General features: G+C 47.3%; 1 protein-coding gene. It reads right to left on the bottom strand.

The annotated features are described in order from the left end of the window. Positions 1 to 22 precede the first annotated feature (22 nt). Positions 23 to 574: a DNA-3-methyladenine glycosylase I gene (locus tag ACTHUR_RS15225; protein ID WP_070460360.1), complete on the bottom strand. Its 552-nt coding sequence runs from the start codon at positions 572 to 574 to the stop codon at positions 23 to 25. Positions 575 to 641 lie beyond the last annotated feature (67 nt).

The following is a 641-nucleotide window of genomic DNA, read 5'->3' as shown; positions in this document are numbered from 1 at the left end:
GTTTTTTCTTGCAAATGTTGTTTCAGACGACCTCCGCCCACTTTGGACGACATGCCAATATTTCCCTATAAACCGGACAGGTTGCCACATGCGCGCCGGGCAGGTAGCCGGTACTCATTAAAAATTCGCCGACGATTTCGCCGCCGACAAATTTGAAATGTTTTTTAAACAGTTTCACCCATTCAGCCTTGTCGAGCGGATGGTTCGCATCGAGCCAGTTTTTGAATGAGCCGTATTCTTGCTGTATTTGTCTGATTTGTCGCGCGTTATAAATGGCTGCGTTGATTTTCAGTCGGTTGCGGACGATGCCTGCATCGGCAAGCAGTCGCTCAATATCGGTTTCGTCAAATGCGGCGACCGTATCGATGTCGAAACCTTTAAATGCCGTCTGAAATGCCTGCTGCTTCTTCAGCATCAGCGTCCAGCTTAATCCTGCCTGATTGATTTCCAACACCAGCCGCTCAAACAATTCATTGTCGTCCTCAATCGGAAAACCGTATTGCGTGTCGTGATAATGTTTGTTGGGGTTGTCCGTATCGTCAGGAAGCGTGGCGACAAATTCGCAGTAATTCATGTTTGCTGAGGAAAAATTGAAACAAAGGCCGTCTGAAAGCATTTTTCAGACGACCTAAGACCTGCAA

This window comes from Neisseria sp. P0021.S007, assembly GCF_051956855.1.
Note: the sequence above shows the minus strand (reverse complement) of the source record. Positions and strands in the feature narration are given on the sequence as shown.

Bases quoted from the DNA above. Each gene is read 5' to 3' on its own strand.
- ACTHUR_RS15225 (WP_070460360.1), bottom strand. From the start codon at position 574: ATGAATTACTGCGAATTTGTCGCCACGCTTCCTGACGATACGGACAAC.